25 protein-coding genes and 1 pseudogene are annotated in these 20,124 nt (G+C 44.8%); 9 read left to right on the top strand and 17 right to left on the bottom strand.

Features of this window, described 5'->3' with window-relative positions; genetic code table 11:
* Positions 1–88 precede the first annotated feature (88 nt).
* From OH461_RS12535 to OH461_RS12500, 8 genes are all read right to left on the bottom strand, one after another.
* Positions 89–400 (bottom strand): hypothetical protein, encoded by a 312-nt coding sequence (locus OH461_RS12535; protein WP_270020954.1) that lies wholly within the window; start codon positions 398–400, stop codon positions 89–91.
* 28 nt (positions 401–428) lie between these two features.
* A complete protein-coding gene (locus OH461_RS12530) occupies positions 429–995 on the bottom strand; it encodes a Mov34/MPN/PAD-1 family protein (RefSeq protein ID WP_270020953.1) in 567 nt (188 codons plus the stop codon).
* The gene (locus OH461_RS12525; protein ID WP_054961242.1) at positions 992–1,618 is read right to left on the bottom strand and encodes a ubiquitin-conjugating enzyme E2 variant; all 627 of its coding nucleotides are present in this window, start codon (positions 1,616–1,618) and stop codon (positions 992–994) included. The genes OH461_RS12530 and OH461_RS12525 overlap by 4 nt, the downstream gene beginning before the upstream one ends.
* A 6-nt stretch (positions 1,619–1,624) precedes the next feature.
* Positions 1,625–1,876 carry a hypothetical protein gene (locus OH461_RS12520; protein WP_054961241.1) on the bottom strand — a complete coding sequence of 84 codons (252 nt, stop codon included), beginning with the start codon at positions 1,874–1,876 and terminating at the stop codon, positions 1,625–1,627.
* Positions 1,876–3,000, bottom strand: a complete 1,125-nt coding sequence (locus OH461_RS12515) for a HesA/MoeB/ThiF family protein (RefSeq protein ID WP_270020952.1) — start codon at positions 2,998–3,000, stop codon at positions 1,876–1,878. Before OH461_RS12515 ends, OH461_RS12520 begins: the two co-directional genes overlap by 1 nt.
* Positions 2,990–3,244, bottom strand: coding sequence for a J domain-containing protein (locus OH461_RS12510; RefSeq protein WP_171352580.1), 255 nt, complete (start codon positions 3,242–3,244; stop codon positions 2,990–2,992). Before OH461_RS12510 ends, OH461_RS12515 begins: the two co-directional genes overlap by 11 nt.
* Positions 3,244–3,774, bottom strand: coding sequence for a hypothetical protein (locus OH461_RS12505; RefSeq protein ID WP_270020951.1), 531 nt, complete (start codon positions 3,772–3,774; stop codon positions 3,244–3,246). The genes OH461_RS12510 and OH461_RS12505 overlap by 1 nt, the downstream gene beginning before the upstream one ends.
* Before the next feature lie 592 nt (positions 3,775–4,366).
* Positions 4,367–5,380 carry a hypothetical protein gene (locus OH461_RS12500; protein WP_270020950.1) on the bottom strand — a complete coding sequence of 338 codons (1,014 nt, stop codon included), beginning with the start codon at positions 5,378–5,380 and terminating at the stop codon, positions 4,367–4,369.
* A 317-nt stretch (positions 5,381–5,697) separates the two neighbouring features.
* Here OH461_RS12500 and radC point away from each other — a divergent pair, with 317 nt between their 5' ends.
* The 8 genes from radC to OH461_RS12460 all read left to right on the top strand — a co-directional run bounded on the left by radC (position 5,698) and on the right by OH461_RS12460 (position 9,123).
* Positions 5,698–6,171, top strand: a complete 474-nt coding sequence (gene radC / locus OH461_RS12495; protein ID WP_270020949.1) for a RadC family protein — start codon at positions 5,698–5,700, stop codon at positions 6,169–6,171.
* Positions 6,168–6,605 carry a DUF2787 domain-containing protein gene (locus OH461_RS12490; protein ID WP_270020948.1) on the top strand — a complete coding sequence of 146 codons (438 nt, stop codon included), beginning with the start codon at positions 6,168–6,170 and terminating at the stop codon, positions 6,603–6,605. The genes radC and OH461_RS12490 overlap by 4 nt, the downstream gene beginning before the upstream one ends.
* 51 nt (positions 6,606–6,656) lie before the next feature.
* Positions 6,657–7,100 carry a DUF2787 domain-containing protein gene (locus tag OH461_RS12485; protein ID WP_270020947.1) on the top strand — a complete coding sequence of 148 codons (444 nt, stop codon included), beginning with the start codon at positions 6,657–6,659 and terminating at the stop codon, positions 7,098–7,100.
* Positions 7,101–7,103: 3 nt separating this feature from the next.
* Complete coding sequence (locus OH461_RS12480) at positions 7,104–7,280, top strand: hypothetical protein (protein WP_038156520.1); 177 nt, start codon at positions 7,104–7,106, stop codon at positions 7,278–7,280.
* A 139-nt stretch (positions 7,281–7,419) separates the two neighbouring features.
* On the top strand, positions 7,420–8,160 hold the full coding sequence (locus OH461_RS12475; protein WP_270020946.1) for a transcriptional regulator: 741 nt from the start codon (positions 7,420–7,422) through the stop codon (positions 8,158–8,160).
* Between the two features lie 23 nt (positions 8,161–8,183).
* Positions 8,184–8,543: a hypothetical protein gene (locus tag OH461_RS12470; RefSeq protein WP_270020945.1), complete on the top strand. Its 360-nt coding sequence runs from the start codon at positions 8,184–8,186 to the stop codon at positions 8,541–8,543.
* Positions 8,544–8,598: 55 nt separating this feature from the next.
* On the top strand, positions 8,599–8,859 hold the full coding sequence (locus OH461_RS12465; protein WP_270020944.1) for a hypothetical protein: 261 nt from the start codon (positions 8,599–8,601) through the stop codon (positions 8,857–8,859).
* Between the two features lie 27 nt (positions 8,860–8,886).
* Positions 8,887–9,123: a hypothetical protein gene (locus OH461_RS12460; RefSeq protein WP_270020943.1), complete on the top strand. Its 237-nt coding sequence runs from the start codon at positions 8,887–8,889 to the stop codon at positions 9,121–9,123.
* Positions 9,124–9,212: 89 nt separating this feature from the next.
* Here the strand turns inward: OH461_RS12460 and OH461_RS12455 are convergent, their stop codons facing one another.
* Entirely contained in the window at positions 9,213–9,623 is a 411-nt protein-coding gene (locus OH461_RS12455) for a hypothetical protein (RefSeq protein ID WP_270020942.1), read from the bottom strand.
* Entirely contained in the window at positions 9,624–12,146 is a 2,523-nt protein-coding gene (locus OH461_RS12450) for a T6SS effector antibacterial DNase (protein ID WP_270020941.1), read from the bottom strand.
* Between the two features lie 269 nt (positions 12,147–12,415).
* On the opposite strand from OH461_RS12450, the gene OH461_RS12445 reads away from it, so the two are divergent.
* Entirely contained in the window at positions 12,416–13,195 is a 780-nt protein-coding gene (locus tag OH461_RS12445; RefSeq protein ID WP_270020940.1) for an NYN domain-containing protein, read from the top strand.
* A gap of 248 nt (positions 13,196–13,443) precedes the next feature.
* Here OH461_RS12445 and OH461_RS12440 read toward each other — a convergent pair whose 3' ends face one another.
* From OH461_RS12440 to OH461_RS12410, 7 genes and pseudogenes are all read right to left on the bottom strand, one after another.
* The gene (locus tag OH461_RS12440) at positions 13,444–14,544 is read right to left on the bottom strand and encodes a hypothetical protein (protein WP_270020939.1); all 1,101 of its coding nucleotides are present in this window, start codon (positions 14,542–14,544) and stop codon (positions 13,444–13,446) included.
* 124 nt (positions 14,545–14,668) lie between these two features.
* Positions 14,669–14,956 (bottom strand): annotated as a pseudogene (locus OH461_RS12435) (RNase H family protein); the annotation flags it as partial.
* A gap of 411 nt (positions 14,957–15,367) precedes the next feature.
* On the bottom strand, positions 15,368–15,937 hold the full coding sequence (locus OH461_RS12430) for a DJ-1/PfpI family protein (RefSeq protein WP_270020938.1): 570 nt from the start codon (positions 15,935–15,937) through the stop codon (positions 15,368–15,370).
* A 6-nt stretch (positions 15,938–15,943) separates the two neighbouring features.
* Positions 15,944–16,579: a bifunctional 4-hydroxy-2-oxoglutarate aldolase/2-dehydro-3-deoxy-phosphogluconate aldolase gene (locus OH461_RS12425; protein ID WP_270020937.1), complete on the bottom strand. Its 636-nt coding sequence runs from the start codon at positions 16,577–16,579 to the stop codon at positions 15,944–15,946.
* Positions 16,569–17,561 (bottom strand): sugar kinase, encoded by a 993-nt coding sequence (locus OH461_RS12420; RefSeq protein WP_270020936.1) that lies wholly within the window; start codon positions 17,559–17,561, stop codon positions 16,569–16,571. Before OH461_RS12420 ends, OH461_RS12425 begins: the two co-directional genes overlap by 11 nt.
* Before the next feature lie 116 nt (positions 17,562–17,677).
* Entirely contained in the window at positions 17,678–18,532 is an 855-nt protein-coding gene (locus OH461_RS12415; RefSeq protein WP_270020935.1) for a tagatose bisphosphate family class II aldolase, read from the bottom strand.
* A gap of 107 nt (positions 18,533–18,639) precedes the next feature.
* Positions 18,640–20,118, bottom strand: coding sequence for a DUF2264 domain-containing protein (locus tag OH461_RS12410; protein ID WP_270020934.1), 1,479 nt, complete (start codon positions 20,116–20,118; stop codon positions 18,640–18,642).
* Positions 20,119–20,124: the final 6 nt, after the last annotated feature.

The raw sequence follows: 20,124 nt of genomic DNA, 5'->3' as shown, positions 1-20,124 counted from the left end.
TATAAAAAGAGACCGCAATGAAGCAGTATCTAGCGTAAAAAAGCAACTAAAACGTTGACTGCCTAACAACAGTTTTGCCAGTAAGACATTAAGCACTCAAGCAATGCTGATTGCCAAGGACCTTCTCTGCGATAGCAATTTTCCATGTTGTGAGCTGCTGCTTTCTCTTATTCCAAGAATGAACACCTTCAATTACCTGATCAGTATTTCTCGCTTGCTCATACTTGTTTAACCAATGCACTGTTGCAAGAAGCTCTAGATCCTGAGGTGACTCAAAGCCGTCCACCAATCTAGATACCTTTTCAAATGCTCGCCCGACTATTGGCGCATAGCTGACACCAATCCAATCCAATCCAATCCAATCCACTACAAGCTCAAAGGAGTAAAGTGCCACACTCACCGAATATTACTTCGTCCACCTAAATGACTTAAGCTAATAACTCGCTGTAACCACTCCAAACATGGGTGAGAGGTACTGGAGAAGACTCACCGCTAACAAACCAACATTCTTCATCTCGTATCGGATCAATAACAAGCCCGAGATGATAACTTTTATTGAAAAATGCTGCCTGAGTTTGACGGTCTGTACCACTAAAAAAAGCACCTAAGTTAGGGTGACTGTGATACCACCCCACTACGAAATTGCTCTTTGTGGCATGCCGTCGAGCGGTATCCCACACCGCCGTTCCCATACATAAAGAGACACTCGTAGCATCAAAATCTTCGCTCGGAACCGATTTTGTTACGTGTACAGCAACTACACCTGACTCTAAATTATCTACGCTTAGTACTTCTCCAAGAAGCAACCCTCCCGACTCAGTTTCGTTTTCAGTTATATGTTCGATAATTTGTTTTTTAACCGTATCCGAAATGAAGACATGTGGGGCTTCTATGCTACTAGACAATATCTCCAATAGTGATAGCACAGGTACTTCAGAAAAGGCCTGTGTTATTGGCTTTGCATAGATATCAGGTTTTTTATCTGTCCATTTCATGTCTCAACATAGAATCCTTTTCTACAACGAGGGCAATTAACATTTCCTTTCTGACCACTTGGTAAGCGCAAAGATGTTTCACAATGTGTGCAATTAACCACTACTTTTGTTTCGACGTTATTCCATGACATTGTCTTCTTCGCCTGTTGCTCATAGCCTAACTTAGTTGTAGGGAAACTATTCGGGTATTGAGCTACGGCGATGCGATACCAGCTCAATGCTGCTCCGTTGGCAGGAGAAGACTCATTTAGAATACTCTCATCAAAAGTAATTATTTTAATTATGCGCTTCACCAACAAGTCTAGACTTTGAGAGGGCAACCACTTGGTGCCAAAACAGATCTGTCCTGATGTGTACACATTTGGGTGGTAGATTGGCGTAGTAATTTTTGCACTCGGCTCTTGGAAAGGATATCGGCTTAAAAGCTCAATCTTAACAGTCGTCCTGTGTTGGACTGTACTTGGGAAACTACTAGAACCTGCCGTAGGGTATGCGAGCTCAATAAGAAGCTCTCTTACAGGGCTTCCCGTTTTCGATACAACTTTTACTTTTCCGCCCGTTTCGCGACTTAAAACGTCTAACTTTCTTAGGTCCTCCTGAACCCTTGTAGCAAATGCACTCATTCTTCATCACCCTGCAACTAAAACTGGTTGAACCTCTAGAATATCTCCATCCTTAATTTCAGCACTACTAAGTGTCGATGATGGTGTAAGTGTCTTGCCGCTGTTAGTGCTTACTAAGCTATAATCAGTATCAACAGGAAGTGACCAATTATCTACAGACGCTTGGATAACATCAGCTCCAGTGTTAGATAAATCTAGTACAACTTCCGCTTTGCGAGTTTGATCTGCGGTTCGGATGATTACTTTAACTTCAGACATTAATTGTCCCTCAATTCAATAACTACTGTTTTCCCATGAACTTGCATTTGTACAAATTTCCCTGGGAAAGATTTATTAAGGTAATTTTCTTTTAGCTCCTGTATCGTAAAGTGGTCTTTGATATCAACTAAGACAGACTCTGCTTTGCAGTCTGCACACCACATAAGACTAGAATCAGAGTCAGCAGCCCTTGTGAATACTACTGAATTGTTTTTCAAACCACATAGCGAACATTCAGCTGATACAATAATTGGTTCGCTACTTGTCACCAATGCGTCATAATTGGCTCCCAAATTACCGCCCAATTTTAGAATACTCCTCCCGCTTGAAGTTATGTGCGGAATATCTGAAACTTCTGAGCAGCATGGACAATGATCACTTCTCTGCAAAGTTGATAAAGATGAATGTCCAGTTGTAGAGTTTTGAAGTATACGTGTAGCGTTGCAGTTAAAATCACCTTTGATGAAACTCATCGCTAAAGAAGCGGCAAAACTACCAGTTATACTCGACGTTAAAATTGTCGTAGGTATCTTTTTCTCTTCAAAAGCGACTTTCTTCAACCAACCACAAGAATACCTTTCCTGCACTCTTTCATAGACTGACAGTGGTAAAGAGCACTCATAGCATGCATTTTGGTTATCCTTTCCGAAAGGATACGCCTCAATTTGGCAGTATTTACTATCTATGCCCGTATTAATCAGTGGTGTGCCAGAAAGTAAGCATAACTGGTTAAGTTTGATTCTGGCCTCAAAGTTATCGACACAACACAAGACACACGAATAGCTTTCTAATTGCGCGAAACGCAATAGTTCCCATGCATCTCCGTGAAAAGCATTCACAGAAAGATTTGGTTCTAGTTCTATGAGCCTTTTTCTAGCAACGGTAACCTTTTCCTCTCCAACGTCCTCCTCTCGAAAAAGAACGCTTTTTGTTAGGTTATGGATTTCTATGGTGTCGAAATCATACAAGTCAATGTGACCTACTCCCAACAACGCCAAGTTCTTAGCAACTTCGTTTCCGACAGCCCCACAACCAACTACTGCAACTTTAGCCTCATGTACTGCTTGCTGAGGGAACCAATCAATCAACTCATGCCTTTGATACCTTCCACTTTTACTTTCCATGTGCCTTTTTGATCCTTTTTATCGCATCATTTAATAGCTTCACCACTTCTGAACTGTATTGAGACATAAAATCATCGGTACGGTCAGGGTGATATAGCTTCACTTTTTCTTTATATGCTTTCTTAGCTTCACTTAAAGTTGCAGTTGTTGAAATTCCTAAACGTTCATGGGGAGTTTGGCCTTCGAGAACCTCTAACTCACCTCTATAACCGCTTTGTGTCGTGCTTATATCTGTCCACTTCATCAACGTGCTCCCAATATCATTGATTTTTCAGATACAATAATCTGATAGCCATATTTAGGATGATTTACGACTAAACCTCGCACTTTGACAGTCTTACCACCTAAGCTAGAAATATAAGGTTTACCACCCACTTTTGTTAGTGCTCTGCGGAAAAATACGAGTTTAAAACCTTGGGTCCATGACTTGCGCTCGAACATCACAGCAAAATCACTTCCTCGACGACTCTCCTTCACTTCAATAACCTTCGCTTCAAACGTTACTACAGAGCCTACGTGCTCCCTGTAATTACTTAACGTAATGACTTCAGGAGTGTAATCTCGACCAGACTTTTTCTCTTGCCCAACATTAACAACTCGGATTTGTGTAGATGGACATGCTACACATTGACCAGCATTCGCCTCTTTAAGAACTGTAACACTCTCAGAGTGATAAAATACCTTACAACGCTGACACTGGTGCAGTCCCAAGTTTTTGTCTAATGGGGCTCCTGTGAATGCATCATGCAATCCGGAGAGATCGACGTTGACCACTCCAGAGCTACTACTGTTTAAACTCGTACTAGCAACATCAAAACCGCTCGACCCTTCCGAAAATCTGATAGCAGGCCTATTTGTAACAGAAGACGTTCTTGCTGTCGGTCTATAAGACTGAGGGGGAGTACTTGGCTTCTTTTGTAATGGGGTCGAGGTGGTATCTCGATGAGAAGAGTTACGTGTATTTCTAGTATTCCTTGTGGAGTTAGCTGTTGATGAGCTAGATTTAGTCCCACTAAATAGCTTGGAAAGCAACCAACAAACACCAATAAAAATCAAAAACTCCAAAGCGACACCATTCCTCGCAAAAAACAAACCTTTAATTAGGGTGTAGAGTTTAAGATAGGAAGGTATCGATTACTTATTGTTTGATCAAGTTTCAGTAAACTAAAGTTCATATTTCTGATGATTTAAGTTGCCAGTAGAACAACTATGTCTATTTGACCAAAATGAAAGGCACATTAATGATTATTCGCAAAAGTCAGCGCTTACTTTTTATATTGTAGCCCTAGCTTTCAGGTCATGGGTTCAGGTTAAGCGTAATAATTCCAAAGAGCTCATAAACCTATTTGAGCTCTATACACTGTATTTAAACATACAACTGCGTGGTTTTTGCCACTATAGCCCGCACAACTTCAGACGCAATTTTTGCACTTTCTTTATCTGGGTAGCTGGCTTCCTTAATCTGTTTCGAGGGATGTATTAAGTTTCGAGCATCTCGCAACACATTCCCATACCCAGCTAATGTGTTATCGATAATGCCAATGCAGTTAGCAACCTTTAGCATATCATCCAGCCTCCACCGCTCTATCGGAGTTCTTCTTTTTGGTGAATGACTGGAGGCATATGCATCCTCTTCTCTCGCTTGTAAAACAGAAATCAACACTGTTTCCAAAATTGAACCATACATAGTTGTGGCAGATAACCAAGCAGCTGCATCTCTGCATTTTTCTGCCTCATTCCAACGATAGACTAAGTTTTCCGCATAATCACCAGTGAAAGCTGGAGGCTCAACACAATCCGGCACCGCGCTTAAAATAGTACGAGGAGATGATATATTGAGAAGACCTGTAACTGATTTCGCATAATACCTACGGCCTTTAGCTGTGAGGTGATGGTAATTCCCATCATAAAAGCCAAACGCTTCCTTCTCTATAAATTGATTATCTAATAAGTACTTAACCGCCGAATCAATCTCTTTCTCAGACAGTTTCCACAAGTAAATATTAACTGCATTCAAGTCAAATTCTGTATACTCTAATACCTCAATTCCTATTCTTTCATTGCTCGACATTAGTGCGATAATCATGTCCGAAATACTATCTGTTTGAGATTGTAGAACAGGATGACGCAGCCCTCTCTCTTGGTAACTTTTCTCTCGGGCAATGAGTCCTTGTTTCGTTGCCTGAAAACATTCATGATCCCCATCTTTTCTTATCAAGCCTTCCATTTCAAGGCTCTTGATTTCATCGTAAAACTCGTCGTCTTCGAAATCCCAAGTTTCTTCTATTTGTCGTATATGACTAGAACCGTAACTACAACTAGAACTTACATTAGAAGCAAGAAACATTTCATGGCAAAAGATACTTTCTCTCAAGTTCATATGTCACTCTAAACCTTATATCGATACACTCGAAAACGAATGTATATGCGTCTGAGTCGTCAATTTAGAGACATACTACCACGCAGAATCAGCCTTTCACTTGTCCAAGCGCCCATATCCAATATATTGTGTAAAAAGACTCGTAAGGAATCCAAGGACTTAGCCATGATTGAATAGAGTAGCCTCACCGAGCACTCGAAATGTCCACCTTACATCCAGCTAAACAACCTTTCTTTACAACCAACATGAAATCCAAAAGTTTTCAGGCATATGTCATCAATGTGAAATCCCATCATTGAGTCCGACAGGAGCCTGAAATGAATCCCAAAACTTCCAATTACCAAAAGCAGCAACGCTATCAGGAAAATGAAATCCTAGAGCATGCCGCTGAGATACTCGCAACACGCTACGTGCGTGGTGATGCCCTAACTAAACCTGAAGCCACTAAAGAGTACGTTCGCTGCAAGCTAGGCAGCTATGAACGTGAAGTGTTTGCCTTATTGCTGCTGGATAACCAAAACCGACTAATTGAATTTAAAGAGCTGTTTCATGGCACCGTAGATGCGGCCAGCGTCTATCCACGTGAAGTGGTGAAAGCGGTATTAGAAATGAATGCAGCAGCGGTGATATTTGCGCATAACCATCCATCTGGAGACTCAACGCCCTCCCAAGCTGATAGACGGATAACCGAAAGACTTAAAGATGCTTTAGCGCTGGTGGATGTACGAGTTCTCGACCATATCGTGACAGGCGATACCTGCACCTCGTTTGCTGAAAGGGGGTGGTTATGATTAAACAACATTACGGAGAGCTGTGCATTGATGATGCGTTACATGCGTCACTGGAAGCACTTCTGAATAAATACACTCTGCCAGAGAACGCTGAACGACTCGTGCTGAACTGCCGTCAGATGAGTTACTACCGACATCGTCAAGGTTTACATCCGATAGAGGTACAGTTTAAACGCGAGTCAACCTCAAGCCCTTGGCTGGTGGTGTTCTTTGCCAGCTTCTCTTATCCCGACGACCACAGCACATCCGTTGAGCCTGAGTTGTACTTTCACCTTGCTAATCGTTGGTGCTATCAACCCGATGTGGGGAGCACGGATTTATCACACCCTGACGTCCAAGAGCTACTCTCAGTATGGATGAAAGCCTTTGCTCGCCACCTTTCCAGAAACGTCTTTGATGACGTGCAACTGACGATGGTCGGTACGTTCAACTAAATTCTAACTCTCTCATTTCTTATTTGAATCCTGAAACAAGGAGGACTCACTATGTCCAAATTAAACTTCACAGCATCCTTACTACCTGTATCAAAGAAACTGCATAAGTTGCTAAGTGAACAGTTCACCGCTCATTTGCTGAGTAATGAAGCACTGACCACCAGCCGTTATCTGGTGTTTAACTTTCGCGATAAAAGTTACAGCGCGGATGAAGGCGGTTTTCATCCGGTTGAGATGGCGATTTGCCAAACCTCGACAGGAGAATGGAGTATTGAGTACATCACTGACTTTGCTTATATGGGCAACTACTACCCAGAGCTAGAGCGAAACTTAGACTTTGATTTTCGGGTTGGACAGTTCTTTGTGGCTTATCGAGGCTGGCTACCCATGCAGGGTAGCCGTGATGCCAAAGAGTTGTATCGTTTATGGGAGAGTAACTTTCTTGCCTACGTCGATATGGACGCTTACAACGAAATAGCCGTCACCCCGCAATAACTCATGACTTCCCTTCTCCTTAACACCATCAAGCTTGTCACTGCTCTTATTACCTTGTTTACCCTCTCTCCTTTCTTTGGCGCTATCGGAACTCTGACGACGTTAGGTTTTCTGGTGGTGCTGTTGATTGGATTACTGGCAGCGATTGCCGAGTTCAGTGATAAGCATAAGCCTCGTTAATGTTAATCGGCTCACGCTTTCGTGTTGCCGATTGATGCTGTTTTCACCGTTGGACATTATGTGTCTGACTCACCTCTACTCTCCCGACATTAAATGTCCACCTCCGGTCTTGGAGCTTTGATGTATTGAGAGTGTAGTCATGAGCAATAAAACCAGCATTGAAGGGTTATCCGCTTTGCTGCACACGCTGATGCTTATTCCTCAACACCGATGGATTACCGTTAGGGAGTTGCAGCAGCAGTTAGCCCTACTCGATATCCACCGTACCACTCGCAGCATTAAACGCTATCTCGATGAAATCATTGTGGACGTGTTTAACGTGGAGTGTGATTCGATGAGCATGCCTCATGTTTATCGGAAAACTTCAGAGCAATTACTGAAGCTCAACAAGCAGGAAATGCTTTATTGGCAACTGACGAATAAGTACTTACTGCCGCTTGTTCCTGATGCACTGAATTATGGGCAAGGTCGCTCCTCGGAGAGAGACAAACCCTTACCTCACAAGGGTTCAGCGCATTCAAAAGAGCAAGCATGGTTAGCCAAAATCCATGTAGCACTGCCCAATATTCGTGAGTGGAGTAATGAGCAGCGGCAAGTACTGAATGCGGTACACACGGCATTACTGAACAACCGTATGCTCAAGATATCGAGTCAAGTTTTGCAGCAAGAGAAAGCGCTCATCGAACCACTGGGACTCTCAGTTCAATGTGACGCGCTCTTGCTGCTTTTTCGATTATCCAGTCAACCCACGATACGCACCCTAGCCTTGCCTTTGATTGATGAGGCCAGTGTATCGACGTTTTCTTTTACCTATCCCACTGATTTCAATCTAGAGCTGTTCATGCGTGAACACGCTGAAATCCGTGCATCCCAAATTTAACTCACCACTACGGAGAGATACCTATGAATACCTTAATTCGAACCATGATGATGAGCATGCTGATTCTCGGAGTCACCGCTTGCAGCGAACAGGAAGCTGCGCAAACCGTCACCGCCAATATTGAAGTATCTATATCCACCAACCCTCATTGGGGAACACTGGTCTTTGATATTCAAGCTATCACTGACAGCACAGTCGTAAGCAATATCGTTATCAACAGAGGCAACTGCCGTCTACCCGCAGGCACAACCTCAGAGCTCTCTAGAAACGTTTCGTTGAAATTCGGTGAAACCTACACCGGATACAGTAACAACTGCACCGTAGACAGCGTGAAAGAAATCGAAGTCACGTCAAACGCTGGCACCTTTGTCTACACCTTCTAACCCTCGGCAATACAACTTTCATAATCCCCAACTTTCTATTCAATAAGGAAACATCATGAATCTAAACCGACTCTTTTTTGCAGCTCTAGTCGCTGCCTCAATGACTACTTCACCTATAGCCATCGCTGCACTCGGAGGTGCACCTAACGTCTCAAAGGAATATTTAGAAAAGCAGTGGAATGGTAAACAAGGACCACAATCCACCCTCGTTGCTGGCGCATTGCTTCACTGGACTGCCAATGTGTGCGGCAAGTTGAACGGACAAGTTTCTGATGCCACTCAGTGCCAGCCTAAAACCAAGTCAACCCCTGATTAATCTGAAAATCACTAGGAGATACACACCATGAGTCACACTACAACGAACATTCTCGTTCTACTTGCAATCCTAATCGCACCTTTTGTTTTCGCTCAGGGAGGGGGAGCATTAGGAGGTAACCCATCTGTAGAAACAGGCGCAGTCAACGTCAGCGTTGGAAAATGTACTCAATACAAAATAGATGTAAAAACAGCACAAGAGGCAGGTAAGGACGCATCGACCATTACAGTCCCTAAGGGCTGTGAAGCAATCAAAGAACAGTAGTGCCACCAGCCAAAGCTAAAAATGACAATGGGGAACAATTACGCTCCCCATTCTTTTTTTGTCTCAACGAATCGGTTTGAAAGTATATGTTATCTGTAAAAAACACTCTTAACCTTGGTAGAACCAACTTCATACAAGACTTGAATCGTATGACCATTCGCAGATTCGTACTTGTCCCAAGCTCCGACAACTCCAAGTACTGGTACTTTTTTCTCTCTCATCGACTCAACAGGCTTACCCATTATCTGATGAACTAATTCCTTGGATGATATATTCTTTAAATCGCCCATAAAGTAATTGGGATTCGTAGCAACGATTAATTTCAGCACGTAGCTATTTGCGTCAAATTGAAATTCCATCCCGCTCTCAAAAGCTCGAATGTAAAACTCATCAGTATAATCGTCCATCGTCGATGGCACATTACCTGTTATTAATGCTGCAAACTTGGGGTTCTTAACAAGTTCTTGATAAGTACAGCCTATAAAATCTAAATAGTTCATCTAATACCATCCATTTGCTCTATTTAAGCGGTGGAGCTCTTCTCTAGCACCCTCGAGTTGCTCATCAGTGTAGCCATTTTCTTTTAAACATGTCTTAATCGCATCAAAATTCGAATTTACTGCCGCCTCTAGATCACCTGCATCAACTTGCTGCTTTTCGAGTTTATTTCTTCCGCCATATGTTTCACTACACTTTTGATGTATCTCTCGCGGGATTGCAACCCCAGCCCCTGATTTAATAATTTCTTTCTTTTCATCAGCAGTTAAAGGGCGTCCAAGCATTTCTTCCGCAGCCCTTAGCAGTGCCGCCTGAGATGGAATATGATCTATATCCATTCCATCCTTTTTGCTTCTTGGCGCTAAGTCTCCATAAGTGTCCACTTCCAATGGTTTTACCTTAGTAATTCCAGCACCACGCTTATTAAATACTAAGTACAAGGGCGACAGTCCCGCATCAGCAGGAAAAGTCACAATATACTCGGCAAGATCTTCCTCTGGATAGAGAACCGCGCCGATCTCTTGTTCATGCGCTTCAATCGGGCGGACCCAGATATTGTGAACATCAAGCTGATCATTTTCGGGTAATACAGTATCAGGTGTCAGCACATCCGTTGAACCATCGGGCGTCCACGTTATAGTAATACCGCTGTCTAACTCCGCAACAAAGTTTTGTCCTTGTTGCACAGCCTGACGCTTCATCACTAGATCGCCATATGGACTGCCTTCGCCCGTTTTGATCCCGACCACTTGCTGTTTGCCATTTTCGTCCGTGTACATATTGAAGCGTACGCGCATCGCTGTGGTGTCATTAGTAGAAACATTAGGATTGCCCTCTAAGGTTCCATCCCCAAGCTGAGAAGGCCATAAGGCCGCAACTAGAAAGCCGCCCATTCGAGCAAAGCCCGCTAATGCTTCTCCTGAAATCGACCACGTCCCGATAGTATTGGGCGTACTAGCACTCAGAATGCCAAGGTTCGTCGTCGCTGTATACGCTGGAATCGCAAGCAATGCTGCTTTACCAAAATCCGTAGCTTTAGAATCGGTTGTGATGGTCGTTAAGTTCGTAACGGGCAATTCTTTCGCGAATAGATTTTCACTGTTTATTGCCTTAAATGACGTTCCTACTAAGAGAGAACCCGAGTAAGCATAATGAGTATTCGCCACACAACTATAAGTACAAGGAGAAAGCGGAGGTAACGACGTTTCTTTTTCTGGAAAATTCTGCCCTTGCTTCGTTCGTTGAACAACAAGTGAATCACCAACCTTCAATGTCATCGGGTCAGCATTGTACTGAGGATTCAAATCAAGTAGTTGTTTAGCCGACAAACCATACTGCTCTGCAATTGCCCCCCATAACTCACGTTGATGGGTGCTTGAGTCTGTAGCAACGATATGCGTCTCTGGTTTGCTCTCTGATTTATCCGTTTTCACAGGCAGAGTGGTTTGCCTTTCCGCGACAGGCTGTTTAGGTGCTGCGAGCAGTTCGTCGATATCAAGCTTAATACCGTGTTCAACCAACCAGTCATCATTCAGGTTATCAAGCTCTTCTCGGGTAATTTGCTTTTCTAAGTAAATCAGATGTTGGTTTTCAATCTCTTTACCTTCGAGCTTCCAGTAAACCAGAATGGCACTTTGGTAGACGTTGTAACCCTGCTCATCATTCAATCGTTCATGAGTGGAGCATGTGGCATAGAACGCCCACTTGCCCTCACCAAGCAGCCTGTATTCTTGAACTAATCGGTCGTTATGAAAGTGGTAATAGTAACCTTCCGTTGGCAGCCCTAAACGCTCCCCTAGCTGCACTGATGGGATGACTGGAATAAAAGCCTCCCTCACTACACCTGAGTCTATCGGCTTGACCTGCACACTTTCAGGCACACTGATACCCATTGAGCTGTCTGCCACTTTAACAAACAATTTTTTCGGCTCATCAAAGGCGGTATGAGCGATGTATTTAGTACCGTTTTCCGTGGGCTCCGTCTGCCAGCGACCAATCATAGCTTCTTGCTTAGTCTTGCCCAGTTGAAATGCACAGCCCACGCTTTTTCTTAACGTCTCATCCGAGCAAGCGACCTCAAAACAATATTCATATTTGAGCTTAGGTGGTGCATCAGAGGTATCCGGCTTAACAGGCTCTGGAACATAAGTTTCGTCAATGTTGGACGCATAACCAGCGGGACTTCGGCTTGGGGCAGAACCACCAGCTACTCCACCAGACATCTTCGCTCTAGAGAGAAAGGCATTTTTTGCCTCCGGTGACAGTGCCTCTTGTCCTTCAGCAGACAAGCTCCACGATTTACTCATTCCATCTCTGAGCATCACTGGCTTAGATGGTGTGTCCGTCAACAGGGCCAATTCACCACTTTTGAGTTTGTCCATAAAGCGAGAGAAACTCATGCCATGAGGGATTGCAGAACTCAGTGCCCTTTCCGTTAACCTTTCTATATCCCCTTCGACTTGACTGAACTCATGCGTCATCAGCTCCGTTAGCCGTACCACTCTATAACTCACTGTTAATTCCACCGCCACTTTTTAATGAGGCATATTCCACTCAATCCATAAAGGAAGCAGGACTGATAACCTCTATTTGTTCTCAGCAATGCGCTAGAGTGTGACCGTTGTTCCTTCAGCCTCTTATGTTAGTAACTCACTCATCAATAGGTTTTATCTCTTTCGTGCATCAACACTCAAATAGATAACTCTGTAGCTGTACTCGTTGCTTCCCGGCCTTACACGCAGCATCATTGAACTACACCTAGGTGCTCTCACCTTTAGCTCATAAGGACATGGATTTGATTGATATAGACTCTGAAAAGAAAATTGCCGTCTTAATCGACGCAGAAAACGCACAATATGCAGTTTTAGATTTTGTGCTCAAAGAGCTCTCTAAACACGGACATATTCTGGTAAAAAAAGCGTATGGTGACTGGAGTTCAGAATGTTTAAAGAACTGGAAACAACCACTCAATGAGTTGGCAATCAATCCTATTCAGCAGTTTTCGTACACTCAGGGCAAAAACTCCTCTGATGCTGCCATGATCATTGATGCCATGGACTTGCTCTACTCAAATAAGTATGACGCTTTTGCTCTCATCAGTAGCGACAGTGATTTCACCAAGTTGGCTTCACGCCTCAAAGAGTCTCAAATTTATGTCTTTGGTGTCGGTGAGAAGAAAACACCACTCGCCTTTCGTAATGCGTGTGATGACTTTATTTACACTGAAGTCCTTAAAGAGCGATACGCGCCAAAAGAAGAAGTCACTGCTGTCATTTCAGAGAAACCCAAGAAAGCAGAGCCTCGTGAGACTCGCAATAAACTACGAGGTGATACGAAGCTGTTGAATATCCTACGAGGCGCTGCCAGTGAATACCAAGACGAGGACGGCTGGTCTTTTCTGGGCCAATGTGGTGGCCTAATCAAAAGACAATACCCTGACTTCAGTTCAAAAAACTACGGCTTCAACACTCTGAGTCAGCTCATTGAGGCGACTGAACTGTTTGAAATAGACAGAAGGCATACTCAAGCAGGGGCGGTACACATCTACATTAGAGATCAACGAAAAAGCACTTAGTCACTCCCAGTAACTTTCGCTCTTTCCCCCCTCCCTATGGCTCTCCATATTCATGCATGATGGTTGTCGACGAATATTCGTCAGCAACCTCAACGAAAAGGAGCAACCCATGGGAAATAAACAACAATCAGGAAACAACGCCCCGCTATGGCCGACTAAAAACGGCACCTCGAATCCATCAGGTGGAGGTCGCACCAATAACCCACCAAGCAAAAAGTAAAAGCGGACCTAGGCTGCTTTAGTGCAGCCTAGTATGCATGGTGTTGGTAGTAACGCTGGTAACGATTTGTCGTATAGATATCCGGTAACGCACAGCCTCCCTCCTTATCAAGCGCTCTCATAAACAGTGCGTATATCAGTAAATCCGTACCTTGACGCCCTACATCCATGTTGTCAAAAAACGTACTCAAGGCTTTTACAGAGGAGAGGGTTTTTCCGCTACGCCACTCTTTGAAGCGTTCTTGTTGAACATCGCGCTTTAGTACACCATTTCGCTCATGCTCACTAAAAGGTAAGGCAACATACTCCGATAGCTGAGCGTAAGTCTGATTAGTCTGCTCTTTTAATAGGCCAAAAAACTTGCCAAGGAATGTGCTCTCTTCTCGCTTAAAAACCTGACCGAACACCCCGTATTGTCGGGCATAAGAACTAGGAGTGAACTCTGCATAGTGTTTATCCCAATCTTCAAGAAACATTGCATCAATGACCGACATTAAGGACAACCAAAAATCATGCTTGAAACACAGCATAGCCTGCTCAGTTTCTTGTGAGGCAGATTTACTTGGCGATTTGAGCCAGCTTTTCACAAGCGCCTTTTCTTGCTCACTGAGCAACGTAAAATCGAGAACGGGTAGGTAATAGCCTGAGATTAGCTCACTTTGGTTGCCCTCACTAACATCAGGAGCATCCTGAATAAAAGCCAACTGTTTTTGATAGGCGGCGCAACGTCCATCGATATGGCTGACCAAGAGACCGACATTTATCTCACTAGAAGCCGAAGACAACCCTTTTTGAATGCCTTTAAGAGTGTGAGACCACCAAAAAGATAAGTCTGCTTTATGAATACCGCCAGTGGAGAGAGATACGTTGAAGGTCAACCCTTTTCGAACAAATACTTTCGCTAATTGCCAAGCAAACTGACGTATCGATGCCCATCGTATTCCATCCTTGCTAATGTTATCCAGCGTACGGTCTGTCGGCAGGGTACTCTTTACCACTGACGCATTTAACCACTTTATTTTTTCTCTGGGCGAGACAGGAAGCCCCAGAAATTCTGAGACTTCATCAGGCGAAGGTAGAAACGGGTTACCCAGTTTGATGATAGGTATTTTAAACTTTTCATTGGCCATTAGAAGTCATTAGGTCATCAGGAAATACCTGCACGTTAAGAGAAGTCATCGGCATCATCAATACTAAAAACAAATGAGTATAGCAGCTTGTGGAGTACATCCCACAAGCTGCGCTTCATTGGCGTTATAGGGTAGCGGCTTCAACCGCTAACAAGTCTGCTCTCTCGTTTCCTTCAATGCCAGAGTGTGCTTTGACTTTAAGTACCTCGACATACTTCCTAGAACTCAACTCATCTACTTGTTGCCACAGATGACGGTTCTTGACGGGTTTCTTATCCGCTCGACGCCAACCTCGGTCTTTCCAATCGTCCATCCAAATATTGAAACCTTTCACACAGTAATCACTGTCCGAATAGATAACATCCTCATCTTCTGCGTATTCCAACACTTCGATTAAGGCCAGTAGCAGTAGTAGCTAGGTGTTGTATTGAACTATGAGTGCAGTCGTAATTACTAAATCACTAAACGACGAGGGCTATCTCGGTTAATCAAAGCTTGGTTGTACTGCTCCCTGTGATCAATTTCATGGCGAGGTTTTGGCTTGGTTCTGCATGAAGTAAAGAATGTAGCTAACCAGATCGTAATTTCCTGATTTAGTACCGTAAAATTACGCAACAAAACCCCAAAAGGAGTGTAAGGAACCCTTGATCGACTCAGTTTTTAGTGGGCAAAACCATTGGCTTTTCCAAATCAGAAAAATGCACGATAAGGTGGTCGCCCCTTAATTGAACGCGCTCTCTTCCAGTAAGTTATTTCATTGGCATCACGACCATAAATGATTTAGAAACACCCCCCAAACCGTTAATTGGGTTGTAACATATTATTAACGATCGAAGTAAATATGTCTTGCTTGCCAGTCGACTTTTTCTTGCTCATCGGTTAGCAGCGCTTTAGCGACACTAAAGGCAAACTCGAAGCTTACGCCTAGACCTTTTCCGCTAATAAACTTTCCGTCAATCACCACTTTCTTATCGAGAAAACTTCCATCGGTGAACTTCTTCTCTAAGCCTCCACCAGTGGTGTAATTGCGCCCTTGAAGTAAGTGGTTGGCTGCCAAGACCTTAGCGCCGGATGAGCACAGCGCACAGATATACTTATCCGCTTCAATATGCCGTTTAAGGAACTCAATCACCATAGGGTTTGCGGATAAGTTATCTGTCCCTTTTGGCCCGCCGGGCATCATCACTGCATCGTAATACTGATGGCAATGGTTGCTTAGCGTATCATCGGCGCTAATGCGGGTTTCAAAGTAACTTTGCAGCTTGGTCGTTTCCATGCACGAGAGTACATCTACTTCAATATCTAAACGGCGCATGATGTCGATGAAGACCACAGCTTCGCCCTCTTCAAACCCATCGGCTAATAGAACCGCAACTTGTTTTGTCATCTTCAAACTCTCCTACTGACCAATCAGTTTGCACGTTTCGCGTACGTTGTTAGTAATGGTTTGCCAATCGTGGTTTCGAATGGCTTCGGTTGGTGCGATCCAAGTACCGCCGCAAGCCACTACTTGAGGAATGGCCAAATAGTCGAGTAAGTTATTTGGCTTCACTCCACCAGTCGGCATAAGCTGAATATTGCCGTAAGGACCAGTAAGAGACTTGAGCATATTGATACCGCCTGAAGCTTCTGCCGGGAAAAACTTAAGCGTATTGAGCCCCATTTCAAGCGCTTGCTCGACCTGGCTTGGGTTGTTAACGCCGGGAATAATGGTAATGTCATTGGCTAAGCAGTGTTTAACCGTATTGGGATTAAACCCTGGGCTCACCACAAAATCGGCGCCTGCGGCCAGCGCAAGATCCGCTTGCTCCGCGGTGAGGACCGTGCCTGCACATAAAATGATTTCAGGATACGCGCGGCGAATACGGGAGATCGCCATCGCCGCAGCCGAAGTTCTAAAAGTGATCTCGGCGGCCGGCAAGCCATTTTCTAATAGCACTCTCGCCAATGGCTCTGCATCATCGGCATCTTCAATTTGGATCACTGGCATCACGCGCAAACGGCGCAACTGTTCAGTCCATGGATTACTGTTCATTTTGTTCACTCATTAAAGTAGAAATAAGACGGGTTGATTGCTTGGCGATAATGGCGCCTTTAAATTGGATAACTTGTGCGGCGAGTTTGTTGCCCCAATGACAGCACTCGGCCATCGACATCCCACTGCACCATGCGGCTAAATAGGCACCATTGAACGAATCGCCCGCGGCGGTGGTATCGACCACTTGGCTAACTCGGTTCCCCACTACATATCCGCGCTGCCCAGCATGAGACCACATCGCGCCCTTCGCTCCGAGCTTGACCACCACTTGCTCAACCCCCAACAGGTGCAGACGCTCAGCAATAAGCTCTGCGGGGGTATCTTCAAGACCTAATAACAGTTCTTCATCCTCGCCCGTGACCAACGCAATATCACTTAAGCGGTATAGCTGCTCGAGCCAATTGCGCGCTTCAAAACGGTTACGCCATAAACGTGGACGGTAGTTCGAATCAACGGCTACCTTAACCCCGAGCTGCTTAAGGCGGGCTAAAGCACCAAGCAAGATGGCTTTGTTGTCATCGGCTAAGATAGCCAGCGAGATCCCAGATAAATAAATCAAGTCCATCTGCTTGAGCTGCTCCGCCAACTGCTCAAACTGGGGCTGTTCACACAAGTAGCGCGCGGCGGAGTCACTACGCCAGTAATGAAAGCTACGCTCCCCTTGGTCATCGATTTGGATCGAATAGAGGCCCGGTAGCTTATCTTCGACATTCACCACCAATGAGGTGTTGATCCCTTCTTGCTGCCAACTCTGTTTCATCAACTGGCTGTAGCTATCACAGCCAAGCCCAGTAACGTAATACGGAGTTAGGCCTTCTTGCAGGCGAGATAAGTAAACCGCGGTGTTAAGCGTATCTCCGCCAAAACTTTGGGTTTGGAGCTGAAATGGCTGACCGCTTAATTCGATCATGCATTCACCAATGATGGCGATTTTCTTTTGCGAGACGTTTTTTTGAGGTGCTGCGTGACACTCGTTCATTGTTTATCGGCCTAACGATTTTGATTAAAAAAAGGGCTATGCCATTAGCGACGGGGGAATGCTAATTGACATAGCCAGGAGCACTAACAATAGTGTTTCATTACCTATAGGATGGGTTAAATCTTTCCTTCACTACCACAAACACGGATTTTATCTTGCACCACTTGTTTCATAGCCTGCTTACCCGGAACGATGTAGTGACGAGGGTCATTGGCGGTAGGGTTTTCAATAAAAAACTGTTTAACGGCATCGGAAAACGCGATCTTAAGCTCTGTGGCCACGTTCACCTTGGTGATGCCAAGCTCGATACAGCGGCGAACGTCTTGGTCTGGCACACCAGAAGCGCCATGCAGCACCAAAGGCACATCAGTTTTTCCACGAATAATGCCTAAACGATCAAAATCTAAACGTGGTTCTTCTTTATACATGCCATGCGCGGTACCAATGGCAATAGCGAGCGAGTCAATGCCGGTTTTTTGGATAAACTCAATCGCGTTGTCTGGGTCGGTGTAGAGCGCATCTTTCGCGTCGACGATAAGATCATCTTCCTGGCCACCTAAACGACCCAGCTCAGCTTCAACGCTGCAATCCCAACGATGGCAGAACTGCACTACTTTTTTCACCACCGCGATGTTTTCCTCAAATGGCAAATGAGAGCCATCAATCATCGCCGACTTAATACCAGCTTGCACCTTCTGGCAAATGTCCGAGTAAGACTCATGGTGATCTAAGTGCAGTGCGATCGGCATTTCATAACGTTTCGCCGCTTCTTTACAGATACCGACTAAGTAATCCGTACCCGCGTAAGCATAAGTGCCCGGCGTACCAGCCAAGATCACTGGCGAACGCATTTCTGCAGCCGTCTCGACCACCACTTGCACGGTTTCCAGATTATGAATATTAAATGCGGGCACAGCGTAACCGCCTAACTGCGCTTTGTGCAGCATTTCACGAGATGAAACCAAAAACATATAAAAACCTCAAAACCTTCGTTACCTTTCGCTTTTATGCTATTCGAAAATCAAAGAAAGTAAATAGATCACGATCACATTTCTTTTCGAAACGAAAGCATATGAAATCAAAAGAAATGACTCATTTTCGATGAATAGCAGGTAATCCCCTTACGTAACAAGTTGTTTTTTGGCCGAGCCGCTCGTCCTGTGAGCAGCTCTAAACACTTATATTTCAAGCTTTGACGGCTTAATTGACGGGATATTGGGCTTTGCTTATCGGTGTAGTCGGACTGAAACAAAACTGTGACCTCTTTCGTTTTGAAAGTTCCGATCACACGCGCTTCAATGGCGCTGAGGGTGAAATCAAAGTCGCCTTTTTCGATTTCAAGCGGAGTTTCTTGTGCCTCCCATAGCCCGATCCGCTGGGCAGAGTAAAGCGCAATATTTAACGCCCGCAGAGACCAAAAACTGCTGGCAGGGCCGCTGTAGTTATCCACCAATCGGCCATCATCGCCAAACACCCCTTGCGTCGGAGCGCCGTTTTTCAGTGCACCATTGGCGATAAAGTACTGTAAGTTGGTGCGAAATGCGCGCTTGGCTTCACCGAGCTCAATCGCACTCGAGTGTTGATCTACCGCGGCTAACAAAGGCGCAGACGCAGATAAGCGATAGCACGCGCTGCGGCCAAACAGCGGCAAACCTTGCGGGGTAAAAAAGTAACGATAACCCGCGACAAAATCGCTCATGGCTTGCTGAATAAACGGCCGATCAAAGCTTGGATCAATTTGATCAAGCCAATAAAGAGAGTAAAAGAATCCCCAAGCGTTGTAATAATCGTAGTTACCGTTCGCACCATCACGGAACCAACCGTCACCGACGTAGAACTCTTTTATCCGCTCATACTTATCCCTATCTACCCGCTCTTCTTCGGTAAGATCTTTCAACACAAACTGCACGGTAAGAATAAAAAGGTGCCAGTTGTTATCGACCGTATTGAGCTGGTTCACTTGCTTAAACCAAGTGCTCACTTGCTGCTTTTGGCGGGCATCGAACTGGGCCCAGACCTGCTTTTTACTCAGCCAAAGCACCAAAGCCAAATCAGCACTTTCACAAATGCGCTGATCGTAGTCGTGCAGTTCGCCCCAATAACCTTGATGACTCGGATCGGTACCCGCTAACAAGGCGGAGCAAATGATCGCGACCACATCCATCGGCTTACCGTTTAATCCCAATAGCGGAGTGCCTTCTGGATGAGCATGTAGCCAAGCCGCTAAGGTTGGCAGTACACGACTGACCCCTTCCATCGCATCAGTGCGCGCCGTTTGCTGGCTCGGCCGGCCAGGGTAATAAGCATGGCTGCAATCCCAAACCGCATAGTGTTCAAATGCCTCTGCGGTATAGCTGACCCAGGTTTCACACAAGCACTTTAACGACTCGCCCTCACGGCTAAAAAGCGCCTGAATCATGTCATCGTGACGCGAATAGGCACGTTTTTTATGCCTTAAGCGGATCAGGTTCTCTTTAAACAGTTTGCAATACATTGCGGCGTCAGGATGTTCATAAGGAATGGTGGGGCGAGGGGTGGAGGCAATCGTCTTACGCATAGTACT

Origin of the sequence: Vibrio sp. LaRot3 (assembly GCF_027587025.1) — a bacterium.
GTDB lineage: Bacteria > Pseudomonadota > Gammaproteobacteria > Enterobacterales > Vibrionaceae > Vibrio.
This window is presented reverse-complemented; position numbering and strand designations above follow the sequence as displayed.